Source organism: Microcella indica (assembly GCF_013414345.1).
Taxonomy (GTDB): Bacteria; Actinomycetota; Actinomycetes; order Actinomycetales; family Microbacteriaceae; genus Microcella; species Microcella indica.
Genome location: NZ_CP058670.1, coordinates 1,677,895 through 1,704,652, shown reverse-complemented (window position 1 = coordinate 1,704,652; position 26,758 = coordinate 1,677,895). Strand labels below are relative to the sequence as shown.

The 26,758-nt window shown below is 69.9% G+C and carries 25 protein-coding genes and 1 tRNA gene; 21 read left to right on the top strand and 5 right to left on the bottom strand.

Features of this window, described 5'->3' with window-relative positions; translation table 11 throughout:
* Positions 1–96: 96 nt before the first annotated feature.
* The 4 genes from ileS to ndk all read left to right on the top strand — a co-directional run bounded on the left by ileS (position 97) and on the right by ndk (position 5,549).
* Positions 97–3,321: an isoleucine--tRNA ligase gene (gene ileS, locus HUJ41_RS08340; protein ID WP_179872176.1), complete on the top strand. Its 3,225-nt coding sequence runs from the start codon at positions 97–99 to the stop codon at positions 3,319–3,321.
* Positions 3,318–4,676: a bifunctional folylpolyglutamate synthase/dihydrofolate synthase gene (locus HUJ41_RS08335; RefSeq protein ID WP_179872175.1), complete on the top strand. Its 1,359-nt coding sequence runs from the start codon at positions 3,318–3,320 to the stop codon at positions 4,674–4,676. Before ileS ends, HUJ41_RS08335 begins: the two co-directional genes overlap by 4 nt.
* Positions 4,673–5,050 (top strand): DUF4233 domain-containing protein, encoded by a 378-nt coding sequence (locus tag HUJ41_RS08330; protein ID WP_179872174.1) that lies wholly within the window; start codon positions 4,673–4,675, stop codon positions 5,048–5,050. The genes HUJ41_RS08335 and HUJ41_RS08330 overlap by 4 nt, the downstream gene beginning before the upstream one ends.
* Positions 5,051–5,126: 76 nt before the next feature.
* On the top strand, positions 5,127–5,549 hold the full coding sequence (gene ndk / locus HUJ41_RS08325; protein ID WP_179872173.1) for a nucleoside-diphosphate kinase: 423 nt from the start codon (positions 5,127–5,129) through the stop codon (positions 5,547–5,549).
* A gap of 36 nt (positions 5,550–5,585) precedes the next feature.
* Here the strand turns inward: ndk and HUJ41_RS08320 are convergent, their stop codons facing one another.
* Positions 5,586–6,212: a vitamin K epoxide reductase family protein gene (locus tag HUJ41_RS08320; RefSeq protein ID WP_246299196.1), complete on the bottom strand. Its 627-nt coding sequence runs from the start codon at positions 6,210–6,212 to the stop codon at positions 5,586–5,588.
* Positions 6,213–6,569: 357 nt separating this feature from the next.
* Between HUJ41_RS08320 and HUJ41_RS08315 the strand changes: the two genes are divergently transcribed.
* The 4 genes from HUJ41_RS08315 to HUJ41_RS08300 are packed head-to-tail and all read left to right on the top strand — an operon-like array spanning position 6,570 to position 12,551.
* Positions 6,570–9,110, top strand: a complete 2,541-nt coding sequence (locus tag HUJ41_RS08315) for an Rne/Rng family ribonuclease (RefSeq protein WP_179872172.1) — start codon at positions 6,570–6,572, stop codon at positions 9,108–9,110.
* Between the two features lie 58 nt (positions 9,111–9,168).
* On the top strand, positions 9,169–10,272 hold the full coding sequence (locus tag HUJ41_RS08310; RefSeq protein ID WP_246299195.1) for a permease: 1,104 nt from the start codon (positions 9,169–9,171) through the stop codon (positions 10,270–10,272).
* Between the two features lie 37 nt (positions 10,273–10,309).
* Positions 10,310–11,014, top strand: coding sequence for a TIGR03943 family putative permease subunit (locus HUJ41_RS08305; protein WP_246299193.1), 705 nt, complete (start codon positions 10,310–10,312; stop codon positions 11,012–11,014).
* Positions 10,995–12,551 carry a WD40 repeat domain-containing protein gene (locus HUJ41_RS08300; protein ID WP_179872170.1) on the top strand — a complete coding sequence of 519 codons (1,557 nt, stop codon included), beginning with the start codon at positions 10,995–10,997 and terminating at the stop codon, positions 12,549–12,551. The genes HUJ41_RS08305 and HUJ41_RS08300 overlap by 20 nt, the downstream gene beginning before the upstream one ends.
* Before the next feature lie 10 nt (positions 12,552–12,561).
* Here the strand turns inward: HUJ41_RS08300 and HUJ41_RS08295 are convergent, their stop codons facing one another.
* Both HUJ41_RS08295 and HUJ41_RS08290 read right to left on the bottom strand, forming a co-directional pair.
* A complete protein-coding gene (locus tag HUJ41_RS08295; RefSeq protein ID WP_179872169.1) occupies positions 12,562–12,834 on the bottom strand; it encodes a DUF4031 domain-containing protein in 273 nt (90 codons plus the stop codon).
* Positions 12,835–12,847: 13 nt separating this feature from the next.
* Positions 12,848–14,521, bottom strand: a complete 1,674-nt coding sequence (locus HUJ41_RS08290; RefSeq protein ID WP_179872168.1) for an HNH endonuclease signature motif containing protein — start codon at positions 14,519–14,521, stop codon at positions 12,848–12,850.
* Positions 14,522–15,034: 513 nt separating this feature from the next.
* Here HUJ41_RS08290 and rplU point away from each other — a divergent pair.
* The 9 genes from rplU (at position 15,035) to rsfS (ending at position 21,894) form a co-directional block, all read left to right on the top strand.
* Positions 15,035–15,343 carry a 50S ribosomal protein L21 gene (rplU, locus tag HUJ41_RS08285; protein ID WP_179872167.1) on the top strand — a complete coding sequence of 103 codons (309 nt, stop codon included), beginning with the start codon at positions 15,035–15,037 and terminating at the stop codon, positions 15,341–15,343.
* Positions 15,344–15,361: 18 nt separating this feature from the next.
* On the top strand, positions 15,362–15,616 hold the full coding sequence (rpmA, locus tag HUJ41_RS08280) for a 50S ribosomal protein L27 (RefSeq protein WP_152582660.1): 255 nt from the start codon (positions 15,362–15,364) through the stop codon (positions 15,614–15,616).
* A gap of 167 nt (positions 15,617–15,783) precedes the next feature.
* A complete protein-coding gene (gene obgE, locus HUJ41_RS08275; RefSeq protein ID WP_179872166.1) occupies positions 15,784–17,322 on the top strand; it encodes a GTPase ObgE in 1,539 nt (512 codons plus the stop codon).
* A complete protein-coding gene (proB, locus tag HUJ41_RS08270) occupies positions 17,319–18,107 on the top strand; it encodes a glutamate 5-kinase (RefSeq protein WP_179872165.1) in 789 nt (262 codons plus the stop codon). Before obgE ends, proB begins: the two co-directional genes overlap by 4 nt.
* 31 nt (positions 18,108–18,138) lie before the next feature.
* Positions 18,139–19,425 carry a glutamate-5-semialdehyde dehydrogenase gene (locus HUJ41_RS08265; protein WP_179872164.1) on the top strand — a complete coding sequence of 429 codons (1,287 nt, stop codon included), beginning with the start codon at positions 18,139–18,141 and terminating at the stop codon, positions 19,423–19,425.
* Positions 19,426–19,492: 67 nt separating this feature from the next.
* A complete protein-coding gene (locus tag HUJ41_RS08260) occupies positions 19,493–19,681 on the top strand; it encodes a hypothetical protein (protein WP_224744413.1) in 189 nt (62 codons plus the stop codon).
* A 60-nt stretch (positions 19,682–19,741) separates the two neighbouring features.
* Positions 19,742–20,341 carry a nicotinate-nucleotide adenylyltransferase gene (nadD, locus tag HUJ41_RS08255; RefSeq protein ID WP_179872162.1) on the top strand — a complete coding sequence of 200 codons (600 nt, stop codon included), beginning with the start codon at positions 19,742–19,744 and terminating at the stop codon, positions 20,339–20,341.
* Between the two features lie 3 nt (positions 20,342–20,344).
* Entirely contained in the window at positions 20,345–21,478 is a 1,134-nt protein-coding gene (locus tag HUJ41_RS08250) for a hypothetical protein (RefSeq protein ID WP_179872161.1), read from the top strand.
* Between the two features lie 35 nt (positions 21,479–21,513).
* The gene (gene rsfS, locus HUJ41_RS08245) at positions 21,514–21,894 is read left to right on the top strand and encodes a ribosome silencing factor (protein WP_152582653.1); all 381 of its coding nucleotides are present in this window, start codon (positions 21,514–21,516) and stop codon (positions 21,892–21,894) included.
* 21 nt (positions 21,895–21,915) lie between these two features.
* On the opposite strand, the gene HUJ41_RS08240 is transcribed toward rsfS, so the two are convergent.
* A complete protein-coding gene (locus HUJ41_RS08240) occupies positions 21,916–22,476 on the bottom strand; it encodes an antibiotic biosynthesis monooxygenase (RefSeq protein WP_179872160.1) in 561 nt (186 codons plus the stop codon).
* Positions 22,477–22,590: 114 nt separating this feature from the next.
* On the opposite strand from HUJ41_RS08240, the gene HUJ41_RS08235 reads away from it, so the two are divergent.
* Positions 22,591–22,666: transfer RNA gene (locus HUJ41_RS08235), tRNA-Ala, on the top strand.
* A 60-nt stretch (positions 22,667–22,726) separates the two neighbouring features.
* On the opposite strand, the gene HUJ41_RS08230 is transcribed toward HUJ41_RS08235, so the two are convergent.
* On the bottom strand, positions 22,727–23,881 hold the full coding sequence (locus HUJ41_RS08230; RefSeq protein WP_179872159.1) for an IS481 family transposase: 1,155 nt from the start codon (positions 23,879–23,881) through the stop codon (positions 22,727–22,729).
* 249 nt (positions 23,882–24,130) lie between these two features.
* Between HUJ41_RS08230 and HUJ41_RS08225 the strand changes: the two genes are divergently transcribed.
* The 3 genes from HUJ41_RS08225 (at position 24,131) to HUJ41_RS08215 (ending at position 26,732) form a co-directional block, all read left to right on the top strand.
* Positions 24,131–24,871 (top strand): GntR family transcriptional regulator, encoded by a 741-nt coding sequence (locus HUJ41_RS08225; protein ID WP_179872158.1) that lies wholly within the window; start codon positions 24,131–24,133, stop codon positions 24,869–24,871.
* 107 nt (positions 24,872–24,978) lie between these two features.
* Positions 24,979–25,341, top strand: a complete 363-nt coding sequence (locus tag HUJ41_RS08220; protein WP_179872157.1) for a DUF4286 family protein — start codon at positions 24,979–24,981, stop codon at positions 25,339–25,341.
* A gap of 83 nt (positions 25,342–25,424) precedes the next feature.
* Positions 25,425–26,732: an ABC transporter substrate-binding protein gene (locus tag HUJ41_RS08215; RefSeq protein ID WP_179872156.1), complete on the top strand. Its 1,308-nt coding sequence runs from the start codon at positions 25,425–25,427 to the stop codon at positions 26,730–26,732.
* The last annotated feature ends 26 nt before the right edge of the window (positions 26,733–26,758 follow it).

The following is a 26,758-nucleotide window of genomic DNA, read 5'->3' as shown; positions in this document are numbered from 1 at the left end:
CCGAGGTGACGAGGGCAAGCGGGGTGGTACCGCGGCAGACCCATCGGGCTCTGTCGTCCTCGCGGTGAGTGTGCACGCGACACGACCGGAGACACCATGGGCTACCCCCTGCACCGCGACGAGAACAGCGTCGTCGCCTCCCCGAGCTTTCCCGCGCTCGAGCACGAGGTGCTCGAGTACTGGGCCACGCACGACACGTTCCGCCGCTCGATCGCCCAGCGCGACGGCTGCGACGAATGGGTCTTCTACGACGGCCCGCCGTTCGCCAACGGCCTGCCGCACTACGGCCACCTGCTGACGGGGTACGCGAAAGACGTCTTCCCGCGGTTCCAGACGATGCGCGGCAAGCAGGTGCACCGCCGCTTCGGGTGGGACACCCACGGTCTGCCCGCCGAGCTCGAGGCGATGAAGCAGCTCGGCATCACCGAGAAGTCGCAGATCGAAGAGATGGGCATCGAGGCATTCAACGGCAAGGCCCGCGAGAGCGTGCTGCGCTACACAGACGAGTGGCAGAACTACGTCACGCGGCAGGCGCGCTGGGTCGACTTCGACAACGACTACAAGACGCTCGACATCACGTTCATGGAGAGCGTGCTGTGGGCCTTCAAGACCCTGCACGGCAAGGGGCTCGCCTACGAGGGCTACCGCGTGCTGCCCTACTGCTGGCGCGACGAGACGCCGCTGTCGAACCACGAGCTGCGCATGGACGACGACGTCTACCAGATGCGCCAGGACCAGTCGGTGACGGTGACCTTCCCCCTCGTCGGGGAGAAGGCCGAGGCGCTGGGCCTCACGGGCGTCGAGGCGCTCGCCTGGACGACGACCCCGTGGACCCTGCCGACGAATCTCGCGCTCGCCGTCGGCCCCGAGATCGCCTACGCGGTCATCCCGCGCGGCGGCGATGAGCCGGATGCCCGCACCTTCCTCCTCGCCGCCGACACGATCCCCGCCTACGTCAAAGAGCTCGGCTACGCCGACGCGGCGGAAGCGCACGCCGCCGTCACCCGCACGCTCACGGGCGCCGAGCTCGGCGGCGTGCAGTACGACCGGCTGTGGGACTACTACGCCGACGCCGAGCAGTGGGGCACGCAGCACGCCTGGCAGATCCTCGTCGCCGACTACGTGGCCACGGGGGAGGGTACGGGCATCGTGCACCAGGCGCCCGCGTACGGCGAGGACGACCAGGCGACCTGCGCGGCAGCGGGCATCCCGATCATCATCTCCGTCGACGACGGCGGCCGGTTCCTGCAGACGGTGCCGGATGTCGCGGGGTTGCAGGTCTTCGAGGCCAACAAGCCGCTCACCGCCTCGCTGCGGGAGCTCGGCAGGCTCTTCCAGCAGCGCAGCTACGAGCACAGCTACCCGCACTGCTGGCGGTGCCGCAACCCGCTCATCTACAAGGCCGTCTCGAGCTGGTTCGTGAAGGTCACCGCGATTCGCGACCGCGCGCTCGAGCTCAACGAGCAGATCACGTGGGTGCCCGAGAACGTCAAGCACGGGCAGTTCGGCAAGTGGCTCGAGGGAGCACGCGACTGGTCGATCAGCCGCAACCGCTACTGGGGCAGCCCCATCCCTGTGTGGAAGAGCGACGACCCGAACCACCCGCGCGTCGACGTGTACGGCTCGCTCGCCGAGCTCGAGGCCGACTTCGGCGAGCTGCCGCGCAACTTAACGGGCGAGGTCGATCTGCACCGCCCCTACATCGACTCGCTGACGAGACCGAACCCCGACGATCCGACCGGGGCCTCGACCATGCGGCGCATCGAGGACGTCTTCGACGTGTGGTTCGACTCGGGCTCGATGCCGTTCGCGCAAGTGCACTACCCGTTCACCAACGCGGAGTGGTTCGACAGTCACAACCCTGCCGACTTCATCGTCGAGTACATCGGGCAGACCCGTGGCTGGTTCTACACGATGCACGTGCTCGCGACGGCGCTGTTCGACCGCCCCGCATTCAGCAGCGTCATCAGCCACGGCATCGTGCTCGGCAACGACGGCCAGAAGATGTCGAAGAGCCTGCAGAACTATCCGGACGTGGGAGAAGTGTTCGAGCGCGACGGAGCCGACGCCATGCGCTGGTTCCTCATGTCGAGCTCGGTGATCCGCGGCGGCAACCTCGTCGTCACCGAGGAGGGCATCCGCGAGGGCGTGCGGCAGTTCCTGCTGCCGCTGTGGAGCACCTACTACTTCTTCGGCCTCTACGCGAACGCCGGGGAGATCGAGGATGCCCGCTGGCGCACCGACTCGGCCCACGTGCTCGACCGCTACCTGCTCGCCAAGACGCGCGACCTCGTCACGACCGTCACGCGTGAGCTCGACGCGCTCGACAGCCCGCTCGCCGCAGCCGCCGTGCGCGACTTCGCCGACGTGCTCACCAACTGGTACGTGCGCCGCAGTCGCGAGCGGTTCTGGGCCGGGGACGACCGCGACGCGATCGACACCCTGTACACGGTGCTCGAGACGCTCGCGCGCGTCGCCGCGCCGCTCGCGCCGCTCGTGACCGAAGAAGTGTGGCGCGGCCTCACCGGCGGGGAGAGCGTGCACCTGACCGACTGGCCCGACGCCGACGACTTCCCGGCCGACGAGTCGCTCGTCGCGGCGATGGACCGAGTGCGGGCGATCGCGAGCAGCGGGCTCGCGCTGCGCAAGGCCCAGGGCCTGCGCGTGCGCCTGCCCCTGGAGCGCCTCACGGTCGTCACCCCGGCAGCGGCGGCGCTCGCCGACTTCAGCGATATCGTCCGAGACGAGCTCAACGTCAAGGGCGTCGAGCTCGTCGAGTTCGACGACTCGCTCGCCGAGAGCTACGGCATCAGCCGGCGACTCGCGGTCAACGCGCGCGCGGCCGGGCCGCGCATCGGAAAGCAGGTGCAGCAGGTCATCGGCGCCGCGAAGGCCGGCGACTGGGCGGTCTCGGAGGACGGAGACGGCGTCGTCGTCGGCGGCATCGCGCTCCAGCCGGGCGAGTTCACGCTCGAGCTCGAGCTGGCCGACCCCACCGCGGCCGTCGCGTTCCTGCCGGGCAGCGGCTTCGTGCTGCTCGACACGGCCGTGACGCCCGAGCTCGCCGCCGAGGGGCTCGCGCGCGATGTCGTGCGCGCCGTGCAGCAGGCGCGCAAGGACGCGGGGCTCGACGTGAGCGACCGCATCGCGCTGAGCCTCGGGTCGGAGTCGGCCGAGACGCGCGCTGCGATCGAGACCCACCGCGCGCTCATCAGTGGCGAGGTGCTTGCGACCTCCCTCGAGTTCGGGGAGGCTGTCGAGGGCACCGCGATCGCGGTGGGCGAGGGGGCATCCGTGACGATCTCGGTTGTGCGCGCATGAGCGCCGAGCAGCAGGCGATCGACCGCGCGGACGCCGAGAAGGTCTACGAAGAGCTGCTCTCGCGCATCGGCGAGGCCGCGCCGCGCCCGCGACTGGCCCCCACGCGCCGCGCCGCCGAGCTGCTCGGCGACCCGCAGCGCAGTTACGCGATCATCCACGTCACGGGCACGAACGGCAAGACCACGACGAGCCGCATTGCGGAGAGCATCCTGCGCGCGTACGGCCTGCGCACCGGCCTGCTGACGAGCCCGCACCTCGTGCGCGTCAACGAGCGCATCATGATCGACGGGCAGCCGATCAGCGACCGGGCTCTCGCCGACAACTGGGCCGACATCGCGCCATACGTGCTCATGGTCGACGCCGAGCTCACCGCTAACGGCGAAGAGCCGCTCACCTACTTCGAGGCGCTCACCCTCCTTGCCTTCGCGACCTTCGCCGACGCTCCCGTCGACGTCGTCGTGCTTGAGGTCGGCATGGGCGGCGAGTGGGATTCGACGAACGTCGCCGACGGCGACGTGGCCGTCTTCACGCCCATCGCGCTCGACCACCAGGCGCGGCTCGGGCGCACGATCGGCGAGATCGCGCGCACGAAGGCGGGCATCATCAAGCCCGCCGCGGTCGTCGTGACGGCGCTCCAGCAGACGGAGGCGATGGACGAGCTCGTGCGTGCGGCCGAGCACGACGAGGCGGCCGTGCAGTGCGAGGGTGTCGATTTCGCCCTCCTGGATGCCCGGCTCGCGGTCGGCGGGCAGGTCATCGACGTGCGGGGCCGAGCGGGGGAGTACCGCGATCTCGCGCTGCCCCTCTTCGGCGAGCATCAGGCGCAGAACGCCGTCGTGGCGATCGCCGCCGTCGAGTCGTTCCTGGGCGACGGCACGCAGCCCCTCGCCGACGACGTGCTCGCCCAAGGTCTCGCCGCCGTGACGAGCCCCGGCCGACTGCAGGTGCTCGCGACCGAGCCGAGCGTCATCGTCGACGCGGCCCACAACCCGCACGGAGCGCGCGCGCTCGCCACGACCCTCCTCGGGTCGTTCGCCTTCGACTCGATCACGGCGATCGTCGGGGTGCTCGACGACAAGGACGCCCGCGGCATCATCGAGGCGCTCGACCCCGTCGTCACACGGTTCGTCGTGACGCGCTCCGACTCCGAGCGGGCGCTCGACGTCGAAGTGCTCGCCGAGATCGCCACGGCCGTGGCGGGCCCCGACCGGGTGCGCATCGAGCCCGAGCTCGCCGTGGCGCTCGCCGAGGCGCGGGACGAGGCGGGTCCAGGTGACGCCGTGCTCGTGACCGGCTCGATCTCACTCGTCGGTCAGGCGATGCTCATGAGCGCCCAGGAGGATGGGGAATCGTGACGGAGACCACCACGCCAGCGCCTCGCCCGCGACGCGAGCGCAGCGCGACCGAGTCGCTGCTCGTCATCACGCTCGGCATGGAGATCATCGTCGTCGTCTTCGGCATGCTCGCCATCAACGGGCTGGGCGTCCTCGCAGCCGCGAGCGTCTTCGGCGGCGGCGCCGCGCTCCTCGTGCTGCTCATCGTCGGCGTGCGCGTCGCCCGCTACCGCTGGGGCCTCTGGTTCACGGGCGTGCTGCAGGTGCTCCTGCTCGCCACCGGGTTCATCGAGGTGCTCGCGGCCGTGACGGCGGCGATCTTCGTGGGATTCTGGATCTACGCCGTCGTGCGCGGTGGCCAGCTCGACGCCGCCAAGCGGGCGGCGCAGGCCTGACGCACCGTCCGAGGTCGCCGAGCCTCCGACACCCCGACCAACGATCATCCGACACCGAATTCCTCTGGAGACTGACATGACCACGACCGTGGAAGAGACCCTCGTCCTCATCAAGCCCGACGGCGTCGCGCGCAACCTCACGGGCGAGATCCTCGCCCGCATCGAGGCGAAGGGCTACCAGCTCGTCGACCTCAAGATCGTGCAGCCCGACCGCGAGCTGCTCTCGCAGCACTACGCCGAGCACGAGGGCAAGCCGTTCTACGCGCCGCTGCTGGAGTTCATGGAGTCCGGCCCGGTCGTCGCTATCCGACTCGCCGGCAACCGCGTGATCGAGGGCTTCCGCTCGCTCGCGGGCACGACCGACCCGACCACGGCCGCTCCCGGCACGATCCGCGGAGACCTCGGCCGTGACTGGGGTCTCGCCGTGCAGCAGAACCTCGTGCACGGCTCCGACTCGGTCGAGACCGCGCAGCGCGAACTGGCCCTCTGGTTCGATTGAGTGGCGGCCTGTCGCCGCTAGCGGGAGCGCCGCTCCTCAGCCCAGCAGGCTGGGGATGAGCGTCGGGAACTGCACGAGGATCGCGAGCGCGATACCCGCGAGGTTGACGAACACGATCGTCCAGGTGAAGGGCCGCACGGCCGCCGCCACGCGCTGCACCGCGCCGCCCTCGCGTGCGAGCACGCCCGTGGAGAGGGTCCAGGTCAGCAACCACCAGAACATCGGGATGACCATGAGCCATACGAGCATGCACCACGGGCACAGCGCGCCGATGTCGTAGACGGCTTCGCCGAAGAGCCACATCACGAACACCCAGGCGAGCGTCACGCCGCCCAGGAACAGCGCCCAGAACCAGCGGGCGAAGCGGGCTCCCGCGAGCAGGGCGACACCGACCGCGATGGGCGCGACGAGCCCGGCCACCCCGAGGAGCGGGTTGGGGAACCCGAAGAGCGAGGCCTCGGGCGACGCCATGACGGTGCCGCACGACACGAGCGGGTTGACGTCGCAGTTGAGCACGTGGCTGGGGTCGATGAGCAGCGCGACGCGCTCCGTGATGAGCTGCATGGCCGCGTACCAGGCGACCGCGCCGGTCACGATGAGGAAGATGCCGAACCCGATCGGGCGCCGGTCGCGGTCGGTGGTCGTCGCAGGCGGGATGCTCACCGAACGATTATCGCCGACGCCACGAGGCCCGCACCCGGGTCGGAAGTCCCGACAGCGGCCCGCGCATGCGATAATCGGTCACAGTCGCCGCCAGCCGCGCTCGCGGTGACCCACAACAGAGCTTTCCGGGCATGACCGGACCAGTGCCGCGGTACCGATACCGCGGTCGGAAGCGAATAGCCAGTTTCGCGTGAGAGTGCAGTGACAGTGCACGGAGCCAGCGCTCGACCCGACGAGAACGGGGAGCGCCCGCTCACCACAATTTTAGAGAGTTCCGCGCAGGCCCTGACCGGCCGAGTGCGGCGGAGAGAGTACCCGGGCGGGGCGCGGCCCCCTCGGGCGAGGAGTGCACCAGCGATGGTGAGTGACGAGACACCGAAGAAGACCCCCAAGAAGCGCACCGGACTGTTCGGCGGCCGAGCCCCGAAGAAGGCGGCGGAGCACGCGGGCAGCGCGAGCCGCCCCGACGTGCTGCCGACGCCCGAGCAGGAGGCTGTCGTCGAGGCGCCCGCCCAGTCGACGGAAGCGCAGAAGGCGGAAGCTCAGGCTCCTGCGGCCGAGAAGGCCGCGGCCGAGAAGGCCGAGCCCGACTCTGCCGACGACGCCAGTGCCGACGACGCCACGGCGCAGGCCGACGAGAAGAGCGCCGCATTCCCCGAGCTCAAGCCCGAGTCGACGACGTCGCTGCTGTTCTTCGCGCCGCCGCCCGAGGCCGTCGCGCCGTTGCGCGGCGGGCGCGTGCGCGACGAGGAGCCCGAGAGCGACGAGCCTTCCGGCTCGAGCCGCCGGCGCTCGCGCTCGCGTCGCGGCCGAGGCGGAGCATCCGGGGATGCCGACGGCCAGCGCGATGACTCGCGCGACGACTCCCGCGAGGACGGCGGCCGTGACGGCCGCGAAGGAGGGTCCTCGCGCAGCCGCCAGCGCCGTCAGCCCGAGCCGATCACCGAGCCGCAGCGCATCAAGGGCTCGACGCGTCTCGAGGCGAAGAAGCAGCGCCGCCGCGACGGTCGCGACGCCGGCCGCCGCCGTGCGGTCGTCACCGAGGCCGAGTTCCTCGCGCGCCGCGAGAGCGTCGACCGCGTCATGGTCGTGCGCTCCAAGGACAACCGCATTCAGATCGGCGTGCTCGAGGACGAGGTGCTCGTCGAGCACTACGTCGCCCGCTCGAGCGAGTCGAGCATCATCGGCAACGTCTACCTCGGCAAGGTGCAGAACGTGCTGCCGAGCATGGAGGCCGCGTTCGTCGACATCGGTCGCGGTCGCAACGCGGTGCTGTACTCCGGCGAGGTCGACTGGGATGCCGCTGCCGAGGCAGGCGAGAAGAACCAGCCGCGCCGCATCGAGCTCGCCCTCAAGCCGGGCGACAAGGTGCTCGTGCAGGTCACGAAAGACCCGATCGGCCACAAGGGCGCCCGGCTCACGAGCCAGGTGAGCCTGCCCGGCCGCTACCTCGTGTACGTGCCCAACGGCTCCATGAGCGGCATCAGCCGCAAGCTGCCCGACACCGAGCGCGCGCGCCTCAAGAAGATCCTCAAGGAGGTCCTGCCCGAGAACGTCGGCGTCATCGTGCGCACGGCGGCCGAAGGTGCGACCGAGGAGCAGCTCACGCTCGACGTCGAGCGCCTGACGAAGCAGTGGAGCGAGATCAGCAAGCAGGTCGAGAAGGCGCAAGCCCCCGCGATGCTGCACAGCGAGCCCGACCTCCTCGTCAAGATCGTGCGCGACGTCTTCAATGAGGACTTCCGCGCCATGATCATCCACGGTGAGGATGCCCACTCCACGATCACCGGCTACCTCAGCTCCGTCGCCCCCGACCTCCTCGACCGCGTGCAGAAGCACGACGGCGACGTCGACCCGTTCGACGAGCACCGCATCAACGAGCAGATCGAGAAGGCTCTCGAGCGCAAGGTGTGGCTGCCCTCCGGCGGCTCGCTCGTCATCGACCGCACGGAGGCGATGACGGTCGTCGACGTCAACACGGGCAAGTTCGTCGGCTCCGGCGGCAACCTCGAGGAGACCGTCACGAAGAACAACCTCGAGGCGGCCGAGGAGATCGTGCGCCAGCTGCGGCTGCGCGACATCGGCGGCATCATCGTCGTCGACTTCATCGACATGGTGCTGGAGTCGAACCGCGACCTCGTGCTGCGGCGCCTCGTGGAGTGCTTGAGCCGCGACCGCACCAAGCACCAGGTGGCGGAAGTCACGAGCCTCGGCCTCGTGCAGATGACTCGCAAGCGACTCGGCCTCGGCCTGCTGGAGACCTTCAGCGAGAACTGCGACGTGTGCGCCGGCCGTGGCCTCATCCTGCATCACGACCCCGTGGTCAAGCACCGCGGCAACGACGGCGGCGGTGGCGGCGACAGTCGTCGGCGCGGGGGCAGCGGTGGCGGTCGTGGCGGCTCCGGGTCCTCCGGCGGTCGCGGCGGGTCCTCCAGCTCGCAGCAGAAGTCGGGCAACGGCAACGGCACGCACGCGATCACCGACGACGTCAGCAAGGCGCTCGCGGCGATCGCGGCGAAGACGGTGCACCACGACGCGCCCGCAACGGGTGCGGCCGAGAAGACCGGTGTCGTCAAGCCGATCTCGTCCGGCGCCGATGGGTCGGCTGCGTCCGAGTCCGGCGTCACCGAGTCCGGCGTCGTCGAACCGAGTCCGGCGGCGGTCGAGGAGGCCGCGGCGATCCTCGACATCCCGCTCACGAAGAAGCCCGAGCGTGCGCGCCCCGCGATCGACCCGGACGCCGCCCGGCAGCTGCTCGGCTCGGTGCTCGAGTCGCTTCCCGAGCCGCCCGCACCCGGCACCCGCAAGCGCGGCTCGCGTCGCGCCACGACGGGCACCATCACGGCGGGCACGAGCGAGGCGGAGCGCTCCGGCGGTGACGGCGCAGCATCCGGCTAGTGGTCGGGGACTCGGCGTGGTCGAGGATGCACTGATCGAGCGCGCCTAGGATGACCGCGTGAGCTCACCCTCCCTCGACTCTGCGCGCGCGCCGGGCCCGCACGACGGCGGCGGGTCCGACCGCGCGGGCCGTGACCACGCGGGCCACGACCACGCCATGGCGGGGCCGCGACGTCGGCCCGCGCACTACCTGTGGCTCGTCGGCGGGGTCGGCGTGCTCGTCACCATGGTCGCGCTGCGCTCCCTCACCGCCGAGGCAGGCCCGTGGGGCCTGCCGAACCCGGTGCAGGATCTGCTGACGCTCTCCACGAGCGTCGTCGTGGAGTCGCTGCCGTTCATCGTGCTCGGCATCGCCCTGTCGATCCTCGTGCAGGTGTGGATTCCGGAAGCCTGGCTGCTGCGCATCCTGCCCCGCAACCCGTGGGGGCGCCGGGCCGTCATCTCGCTCTTCGGCATGTTCCTGCCCGTGTGCGAGTGCGGCAACGTGCCGCTCGCGCGCGGACTCGTGCGGCGCGGTTTCACGATCCCCGAGTCGATGACGTTCCTCGTCGCCGCCCCCATCCTCAACCCGGTGACGATCATCACCACGCACCAGGCGTTCGGCTTCGACGACGGCATCCTCGTCGCGCGCCTCCTCGGCGGCTTCCTCATCGCGAACGTGCTCGGCTGGCTGTTCAGCAAGCACCCCGACCCGCACTCCCTGCTGAGCGGCCGCTTCGCTGAGCAATGCCGGCTCGACGACGGCCACGGCCACACCCATAGTCGGCGTGATCAGACTCTCGACCTGTTCGTGCGCGAGTCGAGCATCCTCATGCCGGCCCTCGTGATCGGCTCCCTCGTCGCTGGCGGCATCCAGGTGCTCGTGCCCCGCGAGGTGCTCGTCTCCCTCGGCAGCGACCCGCTGCTGAGCATGCTCGCGATGATGGTGCTCGCCTTCGTCATCTCCATCTGCGCCAACGTCGACTCGTTCTTCATCCTGCCGTTCGCCTCCACGTTCCTGCCCGGCTCGATCGTCGCGTTCCTCGTCTTCGGGCCCATCGTCGACATCAAGATGCTCGCCCTCATGCGCACCACGTACTCCACGCGCACGCTCGTGCAGCTGACGACGATCGTGGCGCTCATGAGTGCGGGGCTCGGTCTGGTGGTGAACTATGTGGCGTAGCGTGCAGCGCTGGCGCGGGGTTGCGATCATCGGCACGATGGCCGCGATCACCCTGTGGCTCGCGGTCACCGGCCAGCTGGCTCTCTACATCCACCCGCGGTACAACGTCTTCACGGTGACGATGTCGATCATCGCGGTCGTCCTCGCCGTCGCCTCCGTCGTCGGGCGGCGCGATCACGATGACGAGGATGCTCCGCCACCGCGCCGCTCGCAGCGCGCGCTCGGGCTCACCGCGGCCGCCGTCGCGGGGCTCTTCACGCTCGGCATGGTGCTCGTGCCGCCGGCGTCGCTCAGCACGGCGACGGCCGACCAGAGGGAGATGAACGCGACCGCGGGGGGCGACGAGGAGAGCCTCGCGGCGGCCGCGACCGCCGATGAGGCGTCGATCGCACGATTCACGGTGCGGGAGTGGGCCGCCATTCTGCGGCAGACGAGCGACCTGTCGTTCTTCGCCGACAAGCCCGTCACCGACCTCGTCGGTTTCGTCATCGCCGACGAGGACGACCCCGAGAACGTGTTCTACGTCTCGCGCTTCGTCGTGACCTGCTGTGCGGTGGACGCCCAGCCGCTCGGGGTGCCCGTGCACCTGCCCGACTGGGCTGCGACGTTCGAGCCAGACAGCTGGGTGAGCGTCTCGGGGGAGTTCGCGAGCAATCCGAGCTCGAGCAGCCTGCAGCCGGTGGCCGTGATCCCCGACACCGTCGACTCTGTGGAGCAGCCGCGTGAGCCCTACCTCTTCTGAGCAGGGCGAACCGCGCCACCCCGACGGGCAGGGCGAACCGACGCGGCACGGCGGCGTGCACCCGGAGGGCGAGGGTACGCGCCGCGCGGCCGAGGCGGGCCGTCGGCTGCGTGAGCAGCGCGAGCTGCAGCGCTTCCAGCGCACGTTCTGGATCGTCTCCGGTGTGCTCGGAGCGGTTGCCGCGGTGTTTCTCCTGCTGGGTGCGCTGCAGGGCCCGAAGCTCACGACCGCGCAGGTCGACCCGCAGCGGGCGACGGAGCAGTCCGGTCAGCAGCTGCGCATGTTCGCCAATCAGCCGCTGCGCGACGTCGATGCCTCGCAGGTGGCGGTCTCTCCGCAGACCGACGTGACGGTCACGGTGCAGGACGACCTGCTGGTCGTGCAATTCGACGAGCGCCTGCGCTACGACACCGAGTACACGGTCACGGTGAGCGACGTCGCGGCGCGCAGCCGCGATGCTGTGTCGACGTTCTCGCATGCTTTCGAGACCGCGGGCGCGAGCGTGCTGTACCTGGACCGCGGAGAGACGCAGGACGAGATTCTGCGCGCCGAGGTGAGCGGCACGGGTCGCGGCGAGGTCGTGCACGCTGCGCCGGGCATCCAGGCTTTCGCGCCGGTCGAGGGCGTGCTCGTCGTCGCGCGCGATGCCGGGGCGGGCGGGACCGGTTCGTCCGACGCGGCCTCGGACGCCTCCGCCCCCGGCACCGGTGCGAGCGTTCTCGAGTCGGTGCTGACCGAGTCGGGGGATGCGGAGACCGTGCGCCTGCCCGAGGGGGCCCGAGTCGATCGCATCATCGCACCGCAGGAGGGCACGCTGCTCGGGCTCGTGCTCACCGAGGTCGTCGACGAGGGCACGCCGCAGTTCTCGAGTGCGCTCGCGTACGTCGATCTGGCGGGGGATCGGGAGGTGAGGCTGCTGGAGGGTCTCGACGGCGAGCCGGTGCGAGCGCTCGACGCGGCATTCCTGCCCGGCGGATCGAGCCTGCTCGTGCACGCCCTCGACCAGTCGCTCCTGCGCATCGACCTGCTCGCGCCCGAGCTGGTATTGCCCGTGGATCAGTTGCCGACGGTGTGGAACCTCTCCACGGATGGCACGCGCGTGAGCGGGTCGGATTCGTTCGGCGGGCTGTTCCTCGACCTCGAGTCGGGGGAGGAGACACGCCTGAACCCGTCCTTGTTCGAGGGAGAGGTGGTGTTCGGCGGTGAGACGGTGCTGCTGAGCGATGAGCGCTGGGTGCAGAAGGTGGCCGTGCCCGACGCGTCCGGTGGGTCGTTCGCGATCGTTGTCGTCGTCGACGACGGTTCGGGGGAGTCGCGGCAGCTAGCGCGCACGATCGACGACCGTGGCAGCATCGGCGCACTGTCGGTGTCGCCCAACGACCAGTACGTGGCGATCGAGGTGACGCCGTCGGTCGAGGACGCCGACCCCGACGGTCGCCGGGTCAATCCGCGCCCGACGTCGATCACCCTGCAGATCATCGACATCGAGACGGGTGCGCTCGTGCGCAGCCTCGAGGGCTTCGCGCCGGTCTGGTAGGGGGATGGTGTCAGAGCCCGCGCTTCTGGCGCTGGCTCACCCGCAGGCCGGAGGCGGTGAGGCGGGCGACGAGCTCTTTGCCGGTGACGGGCACAGCACCTTGGGCGATGAGGGCGTCGCGGCGTTCGTCGGGGTAGTCGTAGTGGTCGTGGTCGAACCCGCGCTCGGGTATGCCGGCGTCGCGCGCGAACGCGTGCAGCTCGTCGAGGGATGTGTCGCTCACGAGGTGCCCCCAGAGCCGCCCGTGGGCGGGCCAGATGGGGTCGTCGATGAGCACAGCCATAGTGCGACCGAGTTTATGCGCGCGCCGGTGCTGAGGCACGGAGGGCGTCCTGCAGTGCGGGGCTGCGGCTGGGCATGTCGATCGGCTCAGCGGGCGTGTCTCTTCGAAGATCGCCGGGCGGGCTGTGGGGTGGGCCTGGTGGTGGGATGAGTCGGTAGGTGGGGCCGGCGCGTTCGATTTCCCATCCGTTGTTGTGGGCGAGGAGGTGGTGGTGGCGGCAGAGGAGGATTCCGTCGGCGATGTCGGTGGTGCCGTGGTCGCGGTGCCAGTGGTGGATGTGGTGGGCTTCGCACCAGGAGGGTGGGCGTTGGCAGCCGGGCCAGCGGCAGCCGCCGTCGCGGGCGGCGAGGGCGAGGCGTTGTGCGCGGGTGAACAGGCGGCGTTCGCGGCCGAGGTTGAGGGGTTGGCCGGCGTTGTCGGGGTGTCCGTCGACGGTGAGGGTGATGGTGCCGGCGGTGCACGCGCGGCGCTCGATGGTGGCGACGGAGATGGCGTCGGGGTGGCCTTCGATCCAGCCTTGGCCGCGGCGCTCCTCGAGGGTGCGGGCGGCGATGATCATGCGCACCCCGACCGGTTCGTCGCCGAGGAGTTGGCTGGTGTCGGCGGCGGCTCCCTGGCGAAGGAGTTCGGCGATGGTGTCGCTGGCGCGCTGCTGGGGGGTGCGGTCGTCGTCGAAGGCGGGATGCGCGGCCTCCTGGGCATCATGTTCTCGCTCGGTGTCGCTCTGGAATCGCGGCTCGTGGCGTCGGGGTGAGGTGATGCGGTCGTAGACGTCGCTGACGAGGGCGAAGGATTCGGGGTCGAGGATCCAGTGGGCGTAGCCCATGCCGTCGGGTCGGCGGCCGAGTCGGAAGGAGCGCTGCTGTCGGCGTGCTTCTTCGCGGTCGGCGATGCCGTCGAGGTCGAGTGCGTCGCGCACGGTGCGTGCCTCGCGTGCGGCGCGGTCGGCGTCGAGCCCGTCCAGTCGGGGCAGAAGACGTTCGGCGGCCGCGTCGAGATCGGTCTCGCTCATCGTGCTGGTCGGCCGGCCGAGGCCGGTGCGTACGGCGTCGGCGACGGCGACACTGACGCGACCTGACAAGACGGCGTCGCCCAGCGGTGTGGGCGTTTCGGCGCCGACCGTCGTGCCGACGCGGACGGCGGTGCGGGCATCGGCGACGCGGGTGCCGGTCGTGACGCGCACCATCTCCTCGGGCGTGCGGTGCCCGGTGCGCTGCGCGAGACCTGCGTGGCCGAGCTCGGGTGCGGAGCGTCGGGCGATCTCTCCGGCGAGAAGCGAGACGTGCAGTTGCGCCAGGCGCACCTCGTCGGCCGCGAGACGCGTGAGGCGCACGAGCTTGTCGTCATCGAGGGCGCGATACGGCTCGAGGTCTCGGGGAACGCTGGAGAGAGCATCCACGGCGGCGGTGAGCGCGCCGGTGACGTCGTGCGCGATCGTTCGGTCCATCGCGCCGGTGACGTCCTGCGCACCCGATGCCGGGGACGGGCGAGGAGCCTGGGATGCACCGGCGCAGGTACCGGCACCGGCACCTGCGCCGGCACCGGCACCTGCGCCGGCACCGGCACCTGCGCCGGCACCTGCAACGTCGGCGTGCGCGGCCACGTCCGCGTGCGCGGCCAGGACGGCCGGCGCGGCCACGTCCGCGGGCTTGCGCTTGGGCGGCGCGAGCATTGTCATGGTGGTCATGGTCGCCTCCCTTCGCAGTGGCGGGTGCCGGTTCGTGATGCGAACATACATTCGACAACCGACACGCGCAGCGCGGATGCGGGAAGAGGGGAGAGCCATGGCGCGAGCGCAGGTGGGGAGGAGCGTGGATTCAGGCGGGCGCGTGCGGACCCCTGGCCACGCGTGCGCAGGCGGGTCGGGGCAGGAGTGTCCGTTCAGGCACGAGCGCGGCCGCGGAGCGTGGAAGGTCAGTACGTTCAGGCACGAGCGCGGCTGCGGGGCGAGCAAGGTCAGTCCACGCGAGCACGCGCAGGCGGGCACGCAGCGACCACGCAGTGACCACACCGCTGCATCCGCGCGACCGCACCCGGGCCGCCCGCAGCGCCCACGCCCGCCCACCCCCGCGCACGCCCGCCAGTTTGACCGCCCATCCTCGCGTCGGCTATTCTTGACCGTTGGTGTGCGCTGGGCTGAGCCCGCGTGGGTCACCGCATTCTTCAGCTTCATCTCTTCGACGAGAATTAAGGGTAAACAGTGGTCTACGCAGTTGTGCGCGCCGGTGGGCGGCAGGAAAAGGTTGAGGTGGGCACGGTCGTCGTGCTCGACCGCGTCAAGGCGGGCGAGGACGGCACGATCCAGCTGACCCCCGTCCTGCACGTCGACGGTGACACGGTCACGACCGACGCGAAGAAGCTCGCGAAGATCACGGTCACGGCCGAGGTCATCAGCGACCTGCGCGGCCCGAAGATCGTCATCCAGAAGTTCAAGAACAAGACCGGGTACAAGAAGCGCCAGGGTTTCCGCGCTGACCTGACCCGCGTCAAGATCACCGGCATCAAGTAAGAAGGGTCGCGAGAAGACATGGCACACAAAAAGGGCGCATCGTCCACCCGTAACGGCCGCGACTCGAACCCCCAGTACCTGGGTGTGAAGCGTTTCGGCGGCCAGGTCGTGAAGGCCGGCGAGATCATCGTCCGCCAGCGCGGCACGCACTTCCACCCCGGCGCCGGCGTCGGTCGTGGCGGTGACGACACCCTGTTCGCCCTCGAGGCAGGCGCTGTCGAGTTCGGCGCCAAGGGCCGCCGCAAGGTCGTCAACATCGTGGCGAGCGCCTGATCTGATTCAGGTTCGACACGCAGAACACAGCTTCGGTGAGGATGGGCGGGCTTCGGCCCGCCCATTCTTCCGTTAGGGGCCGTACCGGCCCCGCAGCACCACTCCGCTCGGCACCCCCGATCACCTGAGACGGGGATCGAGCACCCAACCTCAGGAGGTTCGCGCTCATGGCGACGTTCGTCGACCGCGTCACCCTCCACCTCACCGCCGGTCACGGCGGACACGGCTGCGTGTCGGTGCGCCGCGAGAAATTCAAGCCGCTCGCCGGCCCCGACGGCGGCAACGGCGGCGACGGCGGCGACATCGTCCTGGTCGCGTCGAGCCAGGAGACCACGCTGCTGCCGTACCACCGGCGCCCGCACCGCTCGAGCGACAACGGCGGCCCCGGCATGGGCGATAACCGCTCGGGCTTCTCGGGTGAGGACCTCGTTCTGCCGGTGCCCGTCGGCACGGTCGTGCGCGACGCCGACGGCACCGAGCTGGTCGACCTGACGGCGGAGGGCATGCGCATCGTCGTCGGCCCCGGCGGCCAGGGCGGCCTCGGCAATGCGGCGCTCGCGACGACGAAGCGCAAGGCCCCCGGCTTCGCCCTGCTCGGCACCCCCGGGTGGACGGGCGACGTGCTGCTCGAGCTCAAGACGGTCGCCGATGTGGCGCTCGTCGGGTATCCCAGCGCGGGCAAGTCGAGCCTCATCGCGTCGATCTCGGCGGCGAAGCCGAAGATCGCCGACTACCCGTTCACGACCCTGCACCCGAACCTCGGCGTCGTCGAGTCGGGGGAGACCCGCTTCACGGTCGCCGACGTGCCCGGTCTCATCGAGGGAGCGAGCGAGGGCAAGGGCCTGGGGCTCGAGTTCCTGCGCCACGTCGAGCGGTGCAGCGCCCTGCTGCACGTGCTGGACTGCGCGACGCTCGAGCCGGGCCGCGACCCGCTGAGCGACCTCGACGTGATCCTCGCCGAGCTCGCCGCCTACCCGGTGCCGGAGGGGCAGACGCCGCTGCTCGAGCGCCCCCAGCTCGTCGCCCTCAACAAGATCGACGTGCCGGAGGCCCGCGAGCTGGCCGACTTCGTGCGCCCCGAGCTGGAGGAGCGCGGCTACCGCGTCTTCGAGATCAGCGCGGTGAGCCGGGAGGGCCTGCGCCCGCTGACGTTCGCGCTCGCCGAGCTCGTCGAGTCTGACCGCGCCACCCGCGCTGCCGACACGACGGTGCGCGAGCGCATCGTGCTGCGCCCGCGCGCGGTCGACGAGGTCGAGGTGACGGTGACCGTCGAGGGCAGTGCTGAGGACCCGGTCTACCGCGTGCGCGGTGCGAAGCCGGAGCGCTGGGTGCACCAGACCGACTTCCGCAACGACGAGGCGGTCGGCTACCTCGCCGACCGGCTGGCGAAGCTCGGCGTGGAGGACAAGCTCTTCCAGGCCGGCGCGATCGCGGGGGCGACGGTCGTCATCGGCGGCGAGAACGGCGTCGTGTTTGACTGGGAGCCGACGCTCACGAGCGCCGCCGAGCTCATGACGGCGCCGCGCGGCAGCGACCCGCGACTGGACGGCAACGCGCGTCTGACGCGCGAGGAGCGCCGCGCGAACTACTTCGAGCGCATGGACGCGAAGGCGGAGGCCCGCGCCGAGCTGGAGCGCGAGCGCGAGGCGGGCCTGTGGCACCAGGACGACGAGCAGCGTGACGGCCAGGAGGACGACGAGCGATGAGCCCTGCCGCGCGCCGCATCGTGACGGAGGCCCGCCGGGTCGTGGTCAAGGTCGGCTCGTCCTCGATCAGCGGTGCGAACACGGCGCAGATCGGCCCGCTCGTCGACGCGCTCGCGGCGGCGCACTCCCGCGGGGTGGAGGTCGTGCTCGTGTCGTCGGGGGCGATTGCGACGGGCATCCCGTATTTGAATCTGGATGCTCGGCCCACCGATCTGGCCACGCAGCAGGCCGCGGCGGCCGTCGGTCAGAACCTGCTCATCTTTCGATACCAGGAGAGCCTCGACCGCTACGGCATCGTCGCCGGGCAGGTGCTGCTCACCGCGGGCGACCTCGAGCACGCGACGCCGCGCAGCAACGCCCAGCGCGCCATGGAGCGCCTGCTGAGCCTGCGGATTCTGCCGATCGTCAACGAGAACGACACGGTGGCGACGCAGGAGATCCGCTTCGGTGACAACGACCGGCTGGCGGCGCTCGTGTGCGAGCTCGTGCACGCCGACCTTCTCGTGCTGCTGAGCGACGTCGACGCGATCTACACGAAGCCGCCGCACGAGCCGGGGGCGCAGCGCATCGCGCACGTGCCGGCGGGCGACGACCTCGCGCACGTGGAGCTCGGCGACATCGGGGCCGCCGGCGTCGGCACGGGGGGAGCGGGCACGAAGATCGGGGCGGCGCGCTTCGCTGCGGCGCAGGGCGTGCCCGCGATCGTGACGTCGACCTCCGCGGTGGATGCTGCCCTGCGCGGCGACGACGTGGGCACGTGGTTCGAGGCGACGTCCGCCGACTGAGCGTGCGGCGCCGCGCCGTAGAATTGCCCGCATGACGTTGACCGACCTCGCGCCCGACACTCGCACCGTCGACCCGGCTCTCGAGGCGCTGCTCGCCGCCTCCGTCGCCGCATCCCGGGCCCTGTCGACGCTCACGACCGAGCGCAAGGATGCAGCGCTCACAGCGATCGCCGACGCTCTCGACGGCGCCGCCGCCCGCGTGCTGCCGGCCAACGAGCGCGACCTTGAGCGCGGCCGCGGGCAGGGCATCTCGACGGGCCTCATGGACCGCCTGCGGCTCGACGCCGACAGGCTGGCGGGTCTCGCTGCGGCGGTGCGCGACGTGCGCGCACTGCCCGACCCGGTCGGCGTCGTCGTGCGCGGCTCCCGCCTGCCGAACGGCCTGCAGTTGAGCCAGGTGCGCGTGCCGTTCGGCGTGGTCGGGGCCATCTACGAGGCGCGCCCGAACGTGACGGTCGACATCGCCGCGCTCGCGCTCAAGAGCGGCAACGCGGTCGTGCTGCGCGGCGGCAGCGCCGCCGAGCACACGAACCGCGAACTCGTCGCCCTGCTGCAGGGCGCGCTGGAGAGCGTCGGCCTGCCGGCGGAGGCCGTGCAGACGATCGACGAGTTCGGTCGCGCGGGCGCTCAGCAGCTCATGCGCGCGCGCGGCTTCGTCGACGTGCTCATCCCGCGCGGCAGCGCCGACCTGATTCAGACGGTCGTGCGCGAGTCGACGGTGCCGGTCATCGAGACGGGCGCGGGGGTCGTGCACGTCTTCCTCGACGCGAGCGCCGACGCGCAGACCGCGGTGGACATCGTCCACAACGCGAAAGTGCAGCGGCCGAGCGTGTGCAACGCGGTCGAGACGGTGATCGTCCACCGCGATGCCGCGGAGCGCCTGCTGCCGCCGATCATCGAGTCGTTGCGAGCATCCGGCGTCGTTCTCCGCGGCGATGACCGCGCTCGCGCGATCGAGGCGAGCCTCGAGCCGGCCACGGAGGAGGATTTCGCGACCGAGCACATGGCGCTCGAGCTGTCGATCGCGGTCGTCGACGACCTGGATGGCGCGCTCGAGCACATCCGTCGCTTCTCGACGCAGCACACGGAGTCGATCGTCACGGCCGACATGGCGAACGCCGAACGGTTCCTCGCCGAAGTCGATTCGGCGGTCGTCATGGTGAACGCGTCGACGCGGTTCAGCGACGGCGGCGAGTTCGGCTTCGGCGCGGAGGTGGGCATCTCGACGCAGAAGCTGCACGCGCGCGGGCCGATGGGCCTGCCCGAGCTGACGAGCACGAAGTGGATCGTGCGCGGCGCCGGGCAGGTTCGCGGCTAGGACACGGTAGATTGGTGCCTCGAACCTCAACGATTCAGGAGCCGTCATGTTGTCGACACTGGCCAGTGTGATCACCGCCGCAGAAGAGCTCGAGCACGAGCTCGCGCCGCTCATCGCGCCGGCGCCCGTTCTGGGCGGCATCGCTGCACTCGTGTTCCTCATGCTCGGTCTCGTCACCTTCGCCTACCGCGACGTCGCGAACCGGCACAGCAACAAGACCGGGTCGTCCACGAGCGGGCACGACGCCGGGCACTGAGCCGGCCGACTTCCGAGCCTCTCGACACGCGACGCGACCGCCATCGCCGCCCCCGCCACCGTGACCCCGACCACGAAGCGCCGCGCGCGCATCGGCGTCATGGGCGGCACGTTCGACCCGATCCACCACGGCCACCTCGTCGCCGCGAGCGAGGTCGCCCACCACTTCGAGCTCGACGAGGTCGTGTTCGTGCCGACCGGCCAGCCGTATCAGAAGCCGGATGCGACCTCGAGCGAGCACCGCTACCTCATGACGGTCATCGCGACGGCCGCGAACCCGAGCTTCCGCGTGAGCCGGGTCGACATCGACCGCACGGGCCCGACGTTCACGATCGACACCCTGCGCGACCTGCACGATCAGCACCCCGACGCCGAGCTGTTCTTCATCTCGGGCGCCGACGCGATCGCGCAGATCTTGGATTGGAAGGATGCGCGCGAGCTCTGGGAGCTCGCCCACTTCATCGCCGTGAGTCGGCCGGGTCATCCGCTGAGCGTTCGCGCATTGCCGGAGGGCGACGTAAGCTTGCTCGAAGTGCCGGCCCTCTCGATCTCGTCGACGGATTGCCGTCGTCGCGTCGAGGAGGGATCACCCGTCTGGTATCTGGTCCCTGATGGAGTCGTGCAGTACATCTCCAAGCACCAGTTGTACCGGAGTACCTAGGTCATGAGCAGTCACCACGAGCAGCCGATGAGCCGCCGCGAAGCCCGCGAAGCGGCCGAGCGCGCCGAGCGCGCCGCGCGCGAGGCTGCCGGCCGCGAGAGCGTGACGAGCGCGGTGCCGGCGCCGACCCCCTCGCCGCCGAGCTTCGCCTCCTCCGCCCCTGTGGCTCCTCCTGCCGAGCCGGCGCAGCGCATGCGCCGCCGCGACTTCCGCCCGCCGTCGGAGCAGGAGGCCCCGCGCGCCTCCTTCGCCCCGGCCGTTGATGAGGATGCTCCGCTCGAGTACCGCACGGAGCGCCCGGTCGACGGGCCCGCCTCGCACCACGTCGCCGAGCCGAGGCCCGGTGCTCGCCAGTCGTCGGCCCCGCACGTCATCAGCGAGCACACGCTCTCGCGCCGCCAGTTGCGCTCGCTGCGCGAGGCGAGCGAACCGGTGGTGCCCCGGGGCGTGGAGGCACCCGCTCCGTCTCCGCACGAGGCGCCCGCGCCGACGACTCACCACACTGCACCGCCCACCGACACCGCCCCGCCGGTCGACTCTGCGCCACCGCCGAGCCACACGCTCCCGTCGCCCGCCCCGTTACCGCCGTCAGCTCCGGTGCCGCCGCCGCTCATCGAGCCGGAGGCGTCCCCCGACGAGCTCGTGGAGCCGTCGTCGTCCTCGGCGCCGACCGGCAGCCACTGGTCGGTGGGCGTGCACGATGACGAGGATCCGTTCGAGAACACGTTCAGCCGCGAGGTCGGGTCGGCCTCGCACTCGACGAACGCGCTCGTGCTGCCGCAGATGCCGGTCTCGAGCCTGAGCGGCCCGGTCACGGGCACGGGCGAGATCATCGTGACGGGCATGATCGAGGTTCCGCGCATCGTCACGAGCACGGGCACGGTGCCGTCGGTGCACGACAGCGCTGACGTGGACGACTACGTGGAGCCGGGCGATGTGGAGCTCACGTCGACGGGCACGGCGCCGGTGAGCGCTCTGCGCGCGGTGAGCGGCCACACGGGCACGGGCAACATCGTGCACGGCAAGCCTCAGCGCAACGGCAACACCCTCACGACGGTACTGGTGGCGGCGACGGTCGTCATGGCGGTTGTCGCGATCGGCCTGTTCGTGCTCGCGGCGGTCAACGGACTATTCTGAGTGCTTCCCTTCGCTCCCGACTCTTCAAGGACCCCGTGACCGCTACTTCCCGCGCCCTCGACCTCGCACAGCTCGCCGCTCGTGCTGCCGACTCCAAGCAGGGTGAGGACATCGTCGCGCTGGACGTCTCGGAGCCTCTGCCGCTCACCGACGTCTTCGTGCTGGTCACGGGTCGCAACGAGCGCAACGTGCAGGCGATCGCGGCGGAGGTCGAGGAGAAGATGATTGAGGCGGGCGTGAAGCCGCTGCGCCGCGAGGGCCGGGCTGAGGGCCGCTGGATTCTCATCGACTTCGGGGACGTGATCGTGCACATCTTCCACGAGGAGGAGCGGCTGTTCTACTCCCTGGAGCGGCTGTGGAAGGACTGCCCTGCCGTGCCGCTCGAGCTCGAGCATCCCGCCACCGATTCTGCCTAGCGGCGCCGTCGAGACTCAGCGCTACACGCGCCCTTTCATCAGCCACGGCCGCAATGCGCGCGTCACGAACGGCAGCGCGAGGTAGGTCATGATTGGCGAGACGATGAGCACGAGCAGCAGCACCCGCAGCACGAGCGGCCAGCCCTCGGTAAACGGGTCGAGAAGCGCGTTCGTGCCGAGGCTCAGCGGGTAGAAGACGAGGATGATGGAGATCATCTGCTTCCACCGCGGCGGCGCGGCCGGCGGGGGAGCGATGACGTCGACGCGGCTCGGCTCGTCGAACCAGCCCTCGATGCCCGTGCGCTCCTCGACGCGCATGTTCGCGGCGAGCTCCTTGACGGTCGCGACCCACCAGGCTCGCTCGCTCGAGTTCTCCCACGCGCGCAGGCTCGGCTCGTCGGCGAAGCGCAGCAGCATGTGCCAGTCGGGCGACTCGGGGTCGGGGCGCACCCAGCCGGAGCCCAGATAGCCGGGGAACTGGCTCATGAGGTCCTCGCCGGCGCGCGCCCAGGCGGCGAACTCGCGGGCGCGCTCCGGCGGTACGGTGCGGGTGATCGAGACGGTGACGGGAGTCGCAGGCATGCCCCTATCCAACACCGTGCGACGACGCGGATGCCCGGCTCGCGTGAATTGGTGGGCACCGGGTCGGTGTACTACTCTGGTCGAGTTGTCCCCGGCGAGAGTCGGGTTCGCCACGGGCCTGTGGCGCAGCTGGTAGCGCACCTGCATGGCATGCAGGGGGTCAGGGGTTCGAGTCCCCTCAGGTCCACCAATGTGATGTCTCACGACATCGTGGACGGGTGAACCCGCGGTTGCGGGGTTCGCCCGTTTTTCATTCTTTGGCTTGGTAGCCCTTGTTGGGGTTAATGATGTGCTCGGCGATGACCTCGCCGTCGGGGGTGATCGTGGTGGCGTGGAGTCCGTGGATGAGGACGATCACCGCGATGCGGGCGTGGGCTCGGCCGTAGCCGAGGTGCATCATGCGGTTCGCGAACCGTAGGGAGACTTTCCCGCCGGCGTCGATGGTGTCGTAGCGCACTCGCCAAATGTTCGGGTCGTCCGGCTGGGTCGGTGCCGCCTTGGGGATCAGGGCGTAGGCGAAGGCCGGGGTGCGCCGGTTCAACGAGCGGTGCGGACGGTGCTGGTTGTAGTGGGTGCGGAACTCGTCCAGCTCGTGCTGCAGCTCGGCAAGCGTTGCGGCGGGGCGCACGGTGAGGCGCTTCTTCAGCGTCTGCCAGAACCGTTCGATCTTGCCTTGCGTGGTGGGCTTGTAGGGGCGGCCGTTCTTCTGGGTGATGCCGTGCAGAGCCAGCAGGGTCTCGAAGGCATTGCCGGAGGTGCGAGCACGGGTGCCGCCGGCGAAGCGGGTGGTGAAGATGTTGCCGTTGTCCGTCAACGTCGCCGCCGGATAGCCGTGCTCCATCGCGGCCTGCTGGAAGGTGTCGGTGACGGTGCGGCCGTTGGCGCGGGCGTGGGCGCTGAGGTGGGTCAGGAATCGGGAGTGGTCATCGAGCCAGGCGATGATCTCCACCTCGCTGTCGTCGGCGAGCTGCCAGTGGGTGGTGTCGGACTGCCAGAGCTCGTTGGGCCGCTCGGCGGTGAACCTCTGCCACGAGGACCGGGGTCGCTTTTGGGGTTGCGGGGTGATCGCTTCAGCGCCGCGCAGGATCCGCCAGATCGTCGACCGTGACACCGTCGTGCCCTCAGCGGCCAGGACGGCGACGATCGTGTCGGCGCCGGCATCGAGCCCATCGGCGGTGAGCTGGGCGCGCAACTGCAGCACCCGGGCCCGAACGGCGTCCGGGGTTCGACGAGGACTGGATCCTGGCGCTCTCGAGCGCGGTGCGAAGGCCGCCTCGCCCTCGGTGAGCCACCGCTGGTGGAGCTTATGGACCAGCGACTTCGAGACCCCGTGAATGCGGGCCGCTTCCCGCACGGAGAGACCCTGAACGGTGACGGCGAGGATCAACACTTCGGCTTTGCTCACCCGCTGACACTGCACCGGCCAGGGTGTCCACGATGACGTGAGACATCACGGCTTCACCGGCACTGCTGTCCACGATGACGTGAGACAGGTGTCCACGATGTACTGAAACCACACACCCTCAGGTCCACCAAGAAGCCCGGGCGTCGGTCCGGGCGCTCCTGTCCACATGCTCGGTCGTCGCGACCGGTGCTCGGGTCGCAACGACGGACTGTCCCCGTTCGTTTCCTCCTCAGACCCTAGACTGAGCGAATGTCACGGCGGGGATACGGGCGCGATTCTGTGTATCGCACGATCGCACTGCAGCTGCAGAACCGGATCAACGCGGGAGAGTGGCTCGCGGGCCAGCGAATGCCTACGGAAGCGGCGTTGCGCGAAGAGTTCGGCGTCAACCGACTGACCATTCGAGATGCACTCGACGTCCTCCGTCAGCGCGGGGTGATCGAGTCGCGACAGGGCAGCGGCACCTTCGTGACGAATCCGATGCCGGTGCTCGAGATCGCGGTGGACCCCGCATCTCCGGTTGATGACGGGAGCGGGCACGCCTCCACTAGGAGCGTGATCCACAACGTCAATGAGTCGGTGCTGGCCGAAGGGCCGGACCCCGATGACGGCTCGGCTCATCGACTTGCCATCCCGAGGGAGACGGTCGTCCGCCTGGACACCGTCACGGCCACCGCAGGTGACCCCTTCGCGGTCAACAGCTACTGGCTCGACGGTCGTCGGTTTCCGCATCTCACCGAGAGCTGGATCGGTGACGCGCCGTTGGGCACTGTGCTTCGCGATGTGTTCGGGGTGACGGCGTTCTACGACTGGCGCGCTTTTTCAGCCACGGCGGCCGGAGATCTCGAGGTGGAGCACCTGGGTGGGCGCCCTGGTGCACCCCTCGTCGTTCGTGATGGGGTGAGCGTCGACTCGGACGGGATTCCGCTGTACTACGTGCGACGCCGCATCCGCGCCGACCGGGCGGCGTACGTCTTGCGCTACCGCTAGAGAGTCGATGACGGAGTCCGGAGGTCGCCCCGGGGCTTCGATGGGAGTTTACATTCGCGTCACTGATCAGCCCGCCTGGATTCATCTAGACAAATCAGGTTGGGGTCATGGCCCGATACCTGCAGCTCGTGGAGACTGTGCCATTCGCCGGCGCCGAGGCGGAGTTCAACTGCTGGTATGACGAGGTGCACATTCCGCAGGTGCTGACGATGCCCGGGTTCCTCACGGGACAACGATTTCGCCTCGTGGGTGAAGATCCTTCGTCCGTGCCGCACTACCTCGCTGCGTACGAGATCGCGACTGATGACATCGCCGAGACTTTCCGCACTATTCGTGACACTGGGCCACTGCGGACGAAGTCGCCGGCGATTGACGTTGCCCGCAGCATCGTGCGGATGTACGAGGCGCTGGGTCCCCGCTTCACCCGACTCGGCGGCCAGGAGCACTCAGCCGAGCTCTTTCCTGACTGAGCGCTTCTGGTCTTCGGGGCCAACTCGCGACTCTTATCCCCATCACCACACCATCCACACGACAACCAAGGAGCACGGTAGACATGCGCACACAGTCCATGATCGCGACGGGAGCATCGCTCGCGATGATTGCGGCCCTTGCAGGGTGCGCCGGATCGGAAACGACACCGGCCGGCGCCACCAGCATCGAGTTCGACCCCGAGAACCCAGTCACCATCCAGTTCTGGAACACCATGAACGACCCCGCCCAGACGCGTCTCGGCGAGATGGTCGACGACTTCGAGGAGTCGCACCCGGGGATCCTCGTTGACCCGATCTACCAGCCGTACGATGCGATCCTCCCCTCGATCCAGACGGCGATTGCCGCGGGAGACCCCCCGGCGCTCTCGCAGATGGAGGTCTCCACCATGGCGCAGCTCGCCGGCCTCGGTGTGCTCGAGCCGCTCGACTCTCTTTCACCCGACTTGGCGGCAGGGATCGCCGGCGACATGGAGGACAGCATCGTCTCGGTGAACTCCTACGACGGCACGCAGTACACCGTGCCGTTCGGCTACAGCACCAATGTGCTCTACTACAACGTCGACCTTCTTAGCGCGGCGGGATATGACGCCGACTCGATGCCGACGACCTGGGACGGCCTCCAAGAGGCGGCGCTCGCGGTGCGCGAGACCGCCGGTCCCGATGTGCTCGGGTTCGGATTCGGCGCAGCCGCGCCGTGGGCCTTCGAGATGCGCCTGTTCCAGCTCGGCGGGCAGATGTTCGACGACGACGGGACGACGGCCGAGTTCAACTCGCCGGAGGGTGTGCGCGTTCTCGAGAACTACCAGGACCTTCTCGCCAGCGGTGCCTCGGAGATGATCCAGACCGACGCGACCTTCAGCCAGCTTCGAGACCTGTTCACCACAGGACGCGTAGCGATGTGGGAGCAGAGCTCGGCCGGACTCCAGGCCATGACGGAGGCAGCCGGATTCGAGGTCGGGGTCGCCACGTACACGACGATGGGCGACGACGTCTCCCTGCTCGGCGGGCAGAATCTCGGCGTATTTGCGGACATCTCCGAGGAGGAGAAGGCGGCCGCAGCGACGTTCATCGAGTGGTGGACGAGTCCCGAGGTCTCGGCCGAGTGGTCGGTCGCGAGCGGCTACATCCCGGGCATGAAGTCGGCGTGGGAGACCGAGACGTTGGAGACCTGGCTCGCTGAGGACCCGCGGCGCGGCGTTGCCGCCAGTCAGATTCCGGGGATGCGCGCCCGCCCGAACTTGCCGGGATACCCGGAGATCGCGACCGTCATCGCTGACGCTTTCCAGGCGGCGTTGACCGGTCAGGGGGATCCCGCGTCGATCCTTGACGACGCAGCGGCCAGAGCCGACGAGATTCTCGCCAGGAACTAGTGCCCCACCGGAGTGGTCCTGCGGTG

Bases quoted from the DNA above. Each gene is read 5' to 3' on its own strand.
- HUJ41_RS08240 (WP_179872160.1), bottom strand. From the start codon at position 22,476: ATGCCTGCGACTCCCGTCACCGTCTCGATCACCCGCACCGTACCGCCG.
- HUJ41_RS08335 (WP_179872175.1), top strand. From the start codon at position 3,318: ATGAGCGCCGAGCAGCAGGCGATCGACCGCGCGGACGCCGAGAAGGTC.
- obgE (WP_179872166.1), top strand. From the start codon at position 15,784: ATGGCGACGTTCGTCGACCGCGTCACCCTCCACCTCACCGCCGGTCAC.
- ndk (WP_179872173.1), top strand. From the start codon at position 5,127: ATGACCACGACCGTGGAAGAGACCCTCGTCCTCATCAAGCCCGACGGC.
- HUJ41_RS08265 (WP_179872164.1), top strand. From the start codon at position 18,139: ATGACGTTGACCGACCTCGCGCCCGACACTCGCACCGTCGACCCGGCT.
- HUJ41_RS08305 (WP_246299193.1), top strand. From the start codon at position 10,310: ATGGCCGCGATCACCCTGTGGCTCGCGGTCACCGGCCAGCTGGCTCTC.
- HUJ41_RS08220 (WP_179872157.1), top strand. From the start codon at position 24,979: ATGGCCCGATACCTGCAGCTCGTGGAGACTGTGCCATTCGCCGGCGCC.
- HUJ41_RS08295 (WP_179872169.1), bottom strand. From the start codon at position 12,834: ATGGCTGTGCTCATCGACGACCCCATCTGGCCCGCCCACGGGCGGCTC.
- HUJ41_RS08215 (WP_179872156.1), top strand. From the start codon at position 25,425: ATGCGCACACAGTCCATGATCGCGACGGGAGCATCGCTCGCGATGATT.
- HUJ41_RS08250 (WP_179872161.1), top strand. From the start codon at position 20,345: ATGAGCAGTCACCACGAGCAGCCGATGAGCCGCCGCGAAGCCCGCGAA.
- HUJ41_RS08290 (WP_179872168.1), bottom strand. From the start codon at position 14,521: ATGACCACCATGACAATGCTCGCGCCGCCCAAGCGCAAGCCCGCGGAC.
- HUJ41_RS08315 (WP_179872172.1), top strand. From the start codon at position 6,570: ATGGTGAGTGACGAGACACCGAAGAAGACCCCCAAGAAGCGCACCGGA.
- rpmA (WP_152582660.1), top strand. From the start codon at position 15,362: ATGGCACACAAAAAGGGCGCATCGTCCACCCGTAACGGCCGCGACTCG.
- ileS (WP_179872176.1), top strand. From the start codon at position 97: ATGGGCTACCCCCTGCACCGCGACGAGAACAGCGTCGTCGCCTCCCCG.
- proB (WP_179872165.1), top strand. From the start codon at position 17,319: ATGAGCCCTGCCGCGCGCCGCATCGTGACGGAGGCCCGCCGGGTCGTG.
- HUJ41_RS08225 (WP_179872158.1), top strand. From the start codon at position 24,131: ATGTCACGGCGGGGATACGGGCGCGATTCTGTGTATCGCACGATCGCA.